This window comes from Schwartzia sp. (in: firmicutes), from assembly GCF_978017985.1.
Genome location: NZ_CDXDFU010000034.1, coordinates 1 through 8,694, shown reverse-complemented (window position 1 = coordinate 8,694; position 8,694 = coordinate 1). Strand labels below are relative to the sequence as shown.

The following is an 8,694-nucleotide window of genomic DNA, read 5'->3' as shown; positions in this document are numbered from 1 at the left end:
TCGGTCAGCTCAGCGGCATGATTGGCAAGGATATCCAGTGGACGACAGAGGTCACGGAGAAGGACGCAAGCGGAAAGAGCGTAACGTCGAAGCAGACCTACGAGGGTGTTGTCACAGGCGTATCCGTCACGGACGGCGCGCCGAGCATTATTGCAAGCGTCAATGGCAAGTCAATGCAGGTATCCGTTGGGGAGATCACCCGTGTCGGCAAGGTCGCAGAGGCACAGGGCTGAAGTTTATGAGCATAAGGGGCTGTGGAAACACAGCCCTTTTTGTGTTAGCCTTCTCCTTTAGGAGAAGGTGGGCGCGAAGCGCTCGGATGAGGTGTACCCCAAAGCACCTACTATGTAAATTGAAGGGCACACTATTCATACATTCGCAGTTTGGCGTTTTCGTGCTTTTTTCACTTAACTTGCTTATAATGTGAAAACAATATAAAATAATACATATATATAACACATATGGATTCGTTGTTTGAGGTGAAGTTATGATTATGAAATTTGCCGACGTAGAGGTCGGGAAAGAGTATCCGGCACAGGAGTATGTCGTTGCCGAGGAAGGCATCCGCGCATATCTGTCGGCGGTCGAGGACAGCACGGAGCTCTACGAAAAGGAACGGCTTGTACCACCGGCATACGCAGCAGTTTTCGCGCGTTGGGAAGCGGTTGCGGATGAACAGCTTGCAGACGGAACAGTTCACGCAAAGCAGAAATTTGAGTATTATAAGCCGATTCACTGGGGAGAAAAGCTTTCTGTCAAAGGTGTTGTGAAGGAAGCAAAGGAAAAGCGCGGCATGAAGTTTGTGGTGCGCGAGGTTAATGTGTACGACTCCACCGGAGATTTGGTGGTTGTCAGTACGATTACGGTTATTTTCCCTGCGTGAGGAGGCAGAAGAATGCAGAAATTTGAAAAGGGAGATGCGATTTCCCTTCCGGCGAAGAAAATCACGCAGGCTATGATCTGCGATTACGCGGATGCGGCAGACGACCACAATCCGCTGCATATTGACGAGGATTTTGCAAAGACAACGAGCTATGGCGGTACTATTGCTCACGGTATGCTCAGCATGGCTTTTATTCAGGAGCTTATGGTGCGTACCTTTGGCATAGACTATCTTACCCGCGGCGCTATTGAGGTGAGCTTTACGGCTCCTGTGCGGCCGGGTGATGTGATTGAGACAAGCGGCAAGGTGACTGTTTTTGAGGAAGAAACAGGCAAGACTGCTCTTCAGGTCATCTGTCAGAATCAGGCAGGAGAAAAGGTCCTCAGCGCGAAATGCACGCTTCGCGCAAAGGAAGCGTAATAAGGCAAATAAAAAAAGAAGCTCTTCGGAGCTTCTTTTTTATTTGCCTGTCCATGTCACAAATTCTTTGTATTCGATTCCGAATTGGAGAAGGATTTTTCCGATTGTCTGGTTTATTTGCTTTTTTACTGTGTCTGCGCCGCTGTAAAAGGTGAGCATGGGCGGTATTATACTGCAGCCGTCTTCTGCGGCCTGCAGAAGGTTTCTGAGGTGTACTTTTGACAGAGGTGATTCTCTTGGCGCGAGCACGACTTTGCGTCCTTCTTTTAGGCACACATCTGCAGCGCGGAGAAGAAGATTTTCGCTGTAGCCGCTGACGATTCCTGCAACGGTTTTCATGCTGCAGGGAAGGATAATCATGCCTTCTGTCACAAATGAGCCGCTTGATACTGAGGCGGCAAGGTTGTCTATGTCGTGGCATACATCTGCCAGCGCATGGACGTCTTCAAGAGTAAGGTCTGTTTCGTAGGCGAGAGTTTTTTCTGCGCCCTTTGTCATTATAAGGTGTGTTTCTATGTCCGGAAGTTCGTGCAGTACCTTCAAGAGCTCATAGCCGAGCACTGCGCCGCTGGCACCGGATATTCCAACAATGATTCGCATATATTTCTCCTTAAAAAGAAAATCTGCCGATTAAGGCAGATTTTTGTTTATTGTTTTCGGGCACGTTTATCCGAGCTTTTTGCATGCAGCATCAATGTCCTGGGTGATTGTATTGTCTGCTTTGCCAAGCATCCAGCCCAGTACCTTTATTTCAGCGTAGAGCATGACACGCTGCTCGCGAAGGTCCACCTTTGCGTGCATGAGGTCAGCGTACTGCTCGAGCTCTTTATAGTAGCGTGCTGTTACGCTCTGTATGCTGCGCGGTTTTTCGATATTGCTTTGACCGTTATAGCCCTTTATGATGTCGGTTACAGTTTTCGTGTCCATGATTCCACATCCTTCACATGTAAAACTCTTTTTTTATTATAATGCCTTTGTTCAAAGTTTGCCATAGGCAAACTTTCCTCTGTAGCATTTTACCCGAGGGCACTAGCTTCGCGTCGCAACTCGGCGGAAGATATCTTCGCCGAGTTGAAATGCAATCATTCAAGGTTTGCCAATGGTACTAAAAGAAGGAAAAAGTTCGTTCCTGTCGAATAACTCCCGTAAAGGAATTTTGAAGGAGGGAGATTTATGCCGTACGTCAATATCAAAATCACCCGCGAGGGCAATGTCACAGCAGAACAGAAAAAACAGCTCATTGAGGGTGCAACGAATCTTCTGCATGACGTGCTGGGCAAGAACACCAAGACCACTGTTGTTACCATCGATGAGGTGGATACGGACAACTGGGGTATAGGCGGTGTACCTGTCACGGAAATCCGTAAGCAGCAGTCTAAATGATTCAGTAGAGGTCCGGCCGACGGTCAGCGAAAACGTTGATGGTTGACCGGATTTTTTCTTTTACGGAAAGGTCAAAGTCCGCGGTGAGAATGGACGGCTTTTCATCAGCTTCGGCGAGAATCTCACCCCAGGGGTCTATGAGGGCGGAGTGTCCTGCAAGTGGCATTCCGTTGGCAAAGGAACCGCTGCCGTTGGCAGCAGCAACGAAGAACTGATTCTCAACGGCACGCGCCTGCGTCAAAAGTCTCCAGTGTGCAAGGCGTACTGTGGGCCATGCCGCGGGAATGAACAGAATGTCGATATCCGAGAGGGCAAGCCTGCGCGCAAGCTCAGGGAAACGCAGGTCATAACAAATAATGACACCACAGCGGACACCGTCCAGGGTGAAGGTTGTTACCTGGCTGCCTGCACGGAAGGAGTCGTGCTCTCTGGCGGGAGAGAAAAGATGTGATTTGCTGTAGTCAGCAATACAGTTACCTTCACGGTCAAAGATACAGCAGATATTTTCAACGGCGTCACCGAGCTGAGCCGCAACAGAGCCGCCTACGATATTTACGCGGTATATTTTTGCCAGCTTTGAAAGAACTGCTTTTGCGGAGGCTGCACCTTCGTCCGTATAGTCCTCAAGTGGACGGGGATAAAATCCGATATCCCAAAGCTCCGGCATAAGAACAACATCAGGTTTTTCCTCCATAGCCTGTGCGAACATTGAACGAAGCGTCTGCTGATTCTGGGCGCGGTCACCTATTACCACGGGAAGCTGTAAAACAGAAATCTTCATATTTTTCCACTCCTTTACGACAAGTCTATCATAAACCCCGCGGCGTCACAATGAAACAGAGTTTAGAATGTTGAGCGTTTTGCTTTTGGCAAAACCTGAACGAATGCGTTATAATCTTAAAAAAAGAAATTAGGAGCGATAGCATGGAAAGAGTACATTATGACGTAGGCGATGTCGTCCGCATGAAGAAAAAGCACCCCTGCGGAAGCGATACATGGAAAATTACCCGGGTGGGAATGGATTTCGGATTGAAATGCCAGGGCTGCGGTCATTTTGTCATGATGCCCAGGGTAAAGTTTGAGAAGATGTGCCGTGCAATCGTAGAGAAAGCAGAAAACGGAGAAATGTGATTTAATAAAAACAGCCGAACGCAATAATGCGCTCGGCTGTTTTTCGTTTTTGGCAAAAAAGGGGCGCCGGAGAATCCGGCGCCAAGGGGGGAGAGTTTCTTTTTTTACATTCACATCTGAGTTACACTGCACGGATAGGAATCTCTTTCAGGGGTTCTTCCTTCGGTGCGTCTGCCTTCGGCAGGATTACTCTGAGTACGCCGTCCTTGAATTCGGCGTCGAGCTTCGTTTCATCGATATTGTCGATGTAGAACGAGCGGCTCATGCTTCCGCTGTAACGTTCGCGACGGATATAACTTCCGTTTTCATCCTTTTCGTCTTTTGTGTGTTCCTGCTTCGTTGCAACGGTGAGATAGTTGTCTTTGTAGGTAAGGGAGATGTCATCTTTTGTGACCCCCGGAAGCTCCGCGGTGAGCTCGTAGTTCGTATCATTGTCCTTCACATCCACCTTGAAGGCGCTGCCGGAAAAGCCGGCGTCCTGGAACAGGCTCATCAGCGGTCGGTTCATCCAGTCGAAGAGGCGGCTGAATTCGTCGTCTCTCATCATGATGTCATTTCTTGTGTTGAATGGTACTAATCCAAACATAATCCAGATCCCCTTTCGTTTATAGTTGTTGTGTTGGATTTCGGAAGGCCCTGCCGTGATCCTTCCTTCAATTATTATTATAACCATAAAAGTCAAAAAGTCAATAAGTCAAAACAACAAAAATAAAAATTTTTACAAAAAATTTGACCGCACGCTTTTGCGTGCGGTCAAGGCCGTGTCTTTTATTTTACTATGTGTTTTCCGCCGTACCAGTGAGATTTCCAGTAGTATCTGTCGCTGAGCTCGTCTATGCGTACTCCTTTGCTTGAGGAAACATGGATAAACTTTCCGTTCCCGATATAAAGACCGCAGTGGGAGGCGCCTTTTTCATACGTGGAGAAAAAGACAAGGTCGCCGGGAACGAGCTCCTTCTGAGTTTTTATGTTTTTTCCCAGCTTGAACTGTTCGTCTGCCGTTCGGGGAAGAGTGTAGCCGTGCTGCTTGAATACATACTGCAGGAAGCCTGAGCAGTCAAATCCCTTTGGGGTTGTTCCTCCGAAGCGGTATTTTGTGCCGATATACTTCTTTGCGGTGCGTATCAGTGCATCTACATTGGATTTTTCCAGGAACGGCTGGCTTTCAGCTCCTTTTTTTGAGGGGACAGGAGTAGCGGGAACAGGAGCAGGCTTGCTGTTTTTGTCCGAGCTCTTGCTCTTGGGGGGCTCGCCTTTTGGCGCATCAGAGCTGCCTGATTTTGCTGCCGATGGAATCTCTTTGAGCTTTTTCCATGTTGCCCTGTCTACCTCACCGGTAATCTTTATTTTGTTGTCACGCTGGAATGCGATAAGTGCGCGGTAGGTTTCGTTGCCGAAAACCCCGTCAATGCTGCTTATGTTGTAGCCGGCGTTCTGCAGAGCCTGCTGAACAACACGGACATCATGACCCTCTGAGCCTTTTTTCAGTACGGGCGCGGCAAAGGCGGAGGCCGTGAGTGTTAAAAGAATCACGGCGGTCATGAAAAATATTTTCAGATGCTTCATGATAATCCTTCCTTTGTGAGAAAACAGGATTCGGACATTGTCTAATCATCTAAATTATATCGCCTTTATCTGAAAAGAGAAAGGGTTTTGCACAGCGAAGGAAAAAAGATATCCACACGTTGTTAAGGGAAAACACACATTTTTGACGGCTTTATCCACAAAAATCAACAGCCTTTTGAAATTTTGTGGATATATCTGTGGATAAGTATCCTCAAACGGCGAGTTTTCGGGAAATTTATTCATAAAAAAGAACTGTGCAGCATTTATGTGCACAGTTCTGTGGATTACTATTATTTATTTTATATAATATCTCAGTATACACGCTCGATACTGAATCCGTTTTTCGTGAGTGCTTTTGTAATCTGCTCTATGTGGTCGTTGCCGTGTGTTTCGCAGGTAACGGTCAGGATTACTTTTTTGAAGAGGTCTTTTACAAGATCCGGATTATGGTCGAGCTTGATTACATTTGCATTCTGCTCCGCGAGAATCTGCGAGACCTTGAGCAGCTGCCCCGGTTTGTCCGGCAGCGGAACGGAGAAGCAGAAGATGCGTCCGCGGGCAACAAGTGCTTTGTGAATAAGCGCGGAAATGGTCGATATATCAATGTTGCCTCCACTGATGATGGCGACGACTTTTTTGCCTTTCATGCGGAGCTTCGGCAGTGCTGCAAGGGAGAGAGCACCTGCGCCCTCGGCGATTAGCTTGTGCTTTTCAATGAGGGAGAGGAGCGCATCCATAATCTCCACCTCGGAGACTGTGATGATTTCATCGAGGTATTTCTTGCAGAAGGCATAAGTGAGCGTGCCTGCTGTTTTGACAGCGCAGCCGTCTGCTACTGTATCAACGTATGGCAGCGTTACGATTTTGTCTGATTTGAAGGCTGCCTCCATACACGCTGCACCGGCCGGCTCAACACCTATTACCTTGACATTCGGATATACGAGCTTTGCGGTGAGCGCTACGCCGCTCGCAAATCCGCCGCCGCCGATAGGAACGAGGATTGCGTCAACGTCCTTGAGGTCGTCGATGATTTCCTTTGCCGTCGTGCCCTGTCCGAGGATTACTTTTACGTCGTTGAACGGATGGATATAAACGTAGCCCTTTTCCTTCTGCAGTTCAAGGGATTTTGCGTAAGCGTCGTCGAATGTATCTCCGTGGAGTACGACCTCAGCGCCGTATGCCTTTGTTGCTTCGACTTTAAGAATCGGGGTTGTTGCCGGCATGCAGATTACTGCTTTGACGCCAAGCTTCTGCGCGGAGAAGGCAACACCCTGCGCGTGGTTGCCTGCTGAGGCGGTGATGACGCCCTTTTTGCGTTCTGCTGCAGTAAGCTGGCTGATTTTGTTATATGCGCCGCGCAGCTTAAACGAGCCTGTTGTCTGCAGATTTTCAGGCTTGAAGTATACTGTGTTATCGCAAAGACTGGAAAAATATGGGCTTTCAATGAGCTTCGTTTTTACAGCGACTCCGTCAAGCTGCTGGGCAGCCTTGTAGAGATCGGCGATGGTGGTTTTTTCCAATATTGCCTGTACGTCTTCGGTGTTTTCGGGCATGAATATTCTCTCCTTCGGAAGAAAGGCTCCAATTGTCCTCTGGACGTGGACGATTGCGAGGCTTGCTTCATATGTGTGTAGTATACTTTTGTTCAAAACATGTTACAAGTGTAACATCATGAATACGGTTCGTCAAATCAAATTGTAAAGTTGCGCAGATGAAAAATTTTTATTCATAGCAGGATTTTTCAGATTTATCACGAAATTATGTATATGGAAGTTTATTCTTAGAGGTTCAGGAGGGAATTATTATGACAAAGAATATACTGGTACCTGTTGACGGGTCGAAGAACTCGGAAGATGCGCTCAAGATGGCGGTTGAACTTGCTCAGGCCTGCAATGCTAAGCTCACATTCTTATATGTAGCAAACATCAATCAGCTTGCAATCAATGCGTGTCTTACGGACGCAATTCTGGAGTCGGTTACGAAAGCAGGCGATGTTATTCTCGACCGTGCGATGGAAGCCGTACCTGAGGGTATTGAGAAGGAGTCTTTCTCCGAGACTGGTTCGCCGGCAGTAGTTATTCTTGATTTCCTTGAAGATCACGATATTGACCTTGTTGTTATGGGCAGCCGCGGACTCGGAGTTATGAAGGGCGTGCTTCTCGGCAGCGTGAGCCAGTATGTAGTCGAACAGGCTAAATGCCCTGTTCTCGTTGTGAAATAACAAGATTGACCGCTTTTCGCCATGGAGGTTGGAAGCGGTGCCGATTGACGAAGGAAATACCAATGAAGGAATTTTGCAGGAGAATTCTTTCATTGGTTTCGAATCGGCGAGTTCTTTTTGAAGGAGCGGGAGAATGGGACGGAAACGTGTACAGATGTCGCCTTCTGAATATGCGGTTGTTGAAGCGCATATGGCTGAGGCGGAGAAGAAAATGGCCCAGCTTGAACGGGAGCTGGTTCAGCTGCGTGCTATAGAACGGCTGGAGCAGATTCGTACAGGTGCTATTGATTTTATCTACGATGTGACAAATAATACCATGCGTTATCGCCTTCCTGGACAGGACGAGATGCTGGAGTTTCCATCGTTTATTCCGCTCTTGAAGGAATGGAACGTGGATAACCACGGGGCGGCGGAACGTATTGATAAGATTTTTTCGCCCGGTGGGGCGAGGTCCGGAAGCATTGAGGTGATGATGAATCTCTTCAAGACAGGTGAGCTGCCTCATCGCCTGGTGTACCAGAGAATAGAAGATTCCGCGGGTGTCACCCTGGTGGGTTTTGCAGAGGATATTTCCGATGAAGCTGCGGAGCGCGACAGGCTCAGAAATGACGCGGAGCGCGATGGGCTGACAGGGCTTTATACGAAGGATACACTTTTGAAGCTCATTGAATTTGAGCTTGGAGCTTTGGCACCGGGAGAAAAAGGCGTTGTGTTCTATTTCGATATGGATTCCTTTGGGGCATTCAATACGGAACATGGAAAAAACGCAGGGGACAGTTTCCTGAGAGCCGTAGCATCGGCGCTTAAAAATGAGTTCCGCGGTGTCGACCTTCTGGCGCGCGTAGGAGCAGATGAGTTCGCGGTTTTCTTCCGTGGATTTCTTGCTATTGATGTTATTGAGCGGCGTGCGCAGCATCTTCTTGATACTGTGCGGCAGCTTCAGACGGAGCTCACCGAGGCGGCTTCCTGCAGCATGGGAATCGCGGTTACTGGCTCCTCCCGTGAGAACTGCGAGGAACTTCTGGAGCATGCAGGTCAGGCGCTGAAATCCGTAAAAAAATACGGCGGAAATCGTTATCGTATGTTCGAT

The 8,694-nt window shown here is 48.2% G+C and carries 12 protein-coding genes and 1 pseudogene; 7 read left to right on the top strand and 6 right to left on the bottom strand.

What is annotated here, in order from left to right; all coding sequences use genetic code 11:
• The 3 genes and pseudogenes from ACY69O_RS01575 to ACY69O_RS01565 form a co-directional block, all read left to right on the top strand.
• A pseudogene (locus ACY69O_RS01575) lies at positions 1-233 on the top strand (flagellar biosynthesis protein FlgD); the annotation flags it as partial.
• Between the two features lie 254 nt (positions 234-487).
• Entirely contained in the window at positions 488-883 is a 396-nt protein-coding gene (locus ACY69O_RS01570) for an FAS1-like dehydratase domain-containing protein (RefSeq protein WP_462331717.1), read from the top strand.
• A gap of 12 nt (positions 884-895) precedes the next feature.
• Entirely contained in the window at positions 896-1,303 is a 408-nt protein-coding gene (locus ACY69O_RS01565) for a MaoC family dehydratase (protein ID WP_462331716.1), read from the top strand.
• A gap of 39 nt (positions 1,304-1,342) precedes the next feature.
• Here the strand turns inward: ACY69O_RS01565 and ACY69O_RS01560 are convergent, their stop codons facing one another.
• On the bottom strand, positions 1,343-1,903 hold the full coding sequence (locus ACY69O_RS01560; RefSeq protein WP_462331715.1) for a UbiX family flavin prenyltransferase: 561 nt from the start codon (positions 1,901-1,903) through the stop codon (positions 1,343-1,345).
• Between the two features lie 66 nt (positions 1,904-1,969).
• On the bottom strand, positions 1,970-2,230 hold the full coding sequence (locus ACY69O_RS01555) for a hypothetical protein (protein WP_462331714.1): 261 nt from the start codon (positions 2,228-2,230) through the stop codon (positions 1,970-1,972).
• Positions 2,231-2,476: 246 nt separating this feature from the next.
• Here ACY69O_RS01555 and ACY69O_RS01550 point away from each other — a divergent pair, with 246 nt between their 5' ends.
• Positions 2,477-2,686 (top strand): tautomerase family protein, encoded by a 210-nt coding sequence (locus tag ACY69O_RS01550; RefSeq protein WP_462331713.1) that lies wholly within the window; start codon positions 2,477-2,479, stop codon positions 2,684-2,686.
• Position 2,687: 1 nt separating this feature from the next.
• Here ACY69O_RS01550 and ACY69O_RS01545 read toward each other — a convergent pair whose 3' ends face one another.
• On the bottom strand, positions 2,688-3,467 hold the full coding sequence (locus tag ACY69O_RS01545) for a carbon-nitrogen family hydrolase (RefSeq protein WP_462331712.1): 780 nt from the start codon (positions 3,465-3,467) through the stop codon (positions 2,688-2,690).
• A 143-nt stretch (positions 3,468-3,610) separates the two neighbouring features.
• On the opposite strand from ACY69O_RS01545, the gene ACY69O_RS01540 reads away from it, so the two are divergent.
• Entirely contained in the window at positions 3,611-3,817 is a 207-nt protein-coding gene (locus tag ACY69O_RS01540; protein ID WP_462331711.1) for a DUF951 domain-containing protein, read from the top strand.
• 121 nt (positions 3,818-3,938) lie between these two features.
• Here ACY69O_RS01540 and ACY69O_RS01535 read toward each other — a convergent pair whose 3' ends face one another.
• The 3 genes from ACY69O_RS01535 to ilvA all read right to left on the bottom strand — a co-directional run bounded on the left by ACY69O_RS01535 (position 3,939) and on the right by ilvA (position 6,936).
• Positions 3,939-4,403 (bottom strand): Hsp20/alpha crystallin family protein, encoded by a 465-nt coding sequence (locus ACY69O_RS01535; RefSeq protein WP_462331710.1) that lies wholly within the window; start codon positions 4,401-4,403, stop codon positions 3,939-3,941.
• 182 nt (positions 4,404-4,585) lie between these two features.
• Positions 4,586-5,383, bottom strand: coding sequence for a C40 family peptidase (locus ACY69O_RS01530; protein WP_462331709.1), 798 nt, complete (start codon positions 5,381-5,383; stop codon positions 4,586-4,588).
• A 311-nt stretch (positions 5,384-5,694) separates the two neighbouring features.
• On the bottom strand, positions 5,695-6,936 hold the full coding sequence (gene ilvA / locus ACY69O_RS01525; RefSeq protein ID WP_462331708.1) for a threonine ammonia-lyase: 1,242 nt from the start codon (positions 6,934-6,936) through the stop codon (positions 5,695-5,697).
• A 251-nt stretch (positions 6,937-7,187) separates the two neighbouring features.
• Between ilvA and ACY69O_RS01520 the strand changes: the two genes are divergently transcribed.
• Positions 7,188-7,604 (top strand): universal stress protein, encoded by a 417-nt coding sequence (locus ACY69O_RS01520; RefSeq protein WP_462331707.1) that lies wholly within the window; start codon positions 7,188-7,190, stop codon positions 7,602-7,604.
• Between the two features lie 133 nt (positions 7,605-7,737).
• A partial coding sequence (locus tag ACY69O_RS01515) for a GGDEF domain-containing protein (RefSeq protein ID WP_462331706.1) occupies positions 7,738-8,694 on the top strand: 957 nt, incomplete at its 3' end.

Excerpts from the sequence above, each read along its gene's own strand:
- ACY69O_RS01570 (WP_462331717.1), top strand. The coding sequence starts at position 488 with ATGATTATGAAATTTGCCGACGTAGAGGTCGGGAAAGAGTATCCGGCA.
- ACY69O_RS01565 (WP_462331716.1), top strand. The coding sequence starts at position 896 with ATGCAGAAATTTGAAAAGGGAGATGCGATTTCCCTTCCGGCGAAGAAA.
- ACY69O_RS01560 (WP_462331715.1), bottom strand. The coding sequence starts at position 1,903 with ATGCGAATCATTGTTGGAATATCCGGTGCCAGCGGCGCAGTGCTCGGC.
- ACY69O_RS01555 (WP_462331714.1), bottom strand. The coding sequence starts at position 2,230 with ATGGACACGAAAACTGTAACCGACATCATAAAGGGCTATAACGGTCAA.
- ACY69O_RS01550 (WP_462331713.1), top strand. The coding sequence starts at position 2,477 with ATGCCGTACGTCAATATCAAAATCACCCGCGAGGGCAATGTCACAGCA.
- ACY69O_RS01545 (WP_462331712.1), bottom strand. The coding sequence starts at position 3,467 with ATGAAGATTTCTGTTTTACAGCTTCCCGTGGTAATAGGTGACCGCGCC.
- ACY69O_RS01540 (WP_462331711.1), top strand. The coding sequence starts at position 3,611 with ATGGAAAGAGTACATTATGACGTAGGCGATGTCGTCCGCATGAAGAAA.
- ACY69O_RS01535 (WP_462331710.1), bottom strand. The coding sequence starts at position 4,403 with ATGTTTGGATTAGTACCATTCAACACAAGAAATGACATCATGATGAGA.
- ACY69O_RS01530 (WP_462331709.1), bottom strand. The coding sequence starts at position 5,383 with ATGAAGCATCTGAAAATATTTTTCATGACCGCCGTGATTCTTTTAACA.
- ilvA (WP_462331708.1), bottom strand. The coding sequence starts at position 6,936 with ATGCCCGAAAACACCGAAGACGTACAGGCAATATTGGAAAAAACCACC.
- ACY69O_RS01520 (WP_462331707.1), top strand. The coding sequence starts at position 7,188 with ATGACAAAGAATATACTGGTACCTGTTGACGGGTCGAAGAACTCGGAA.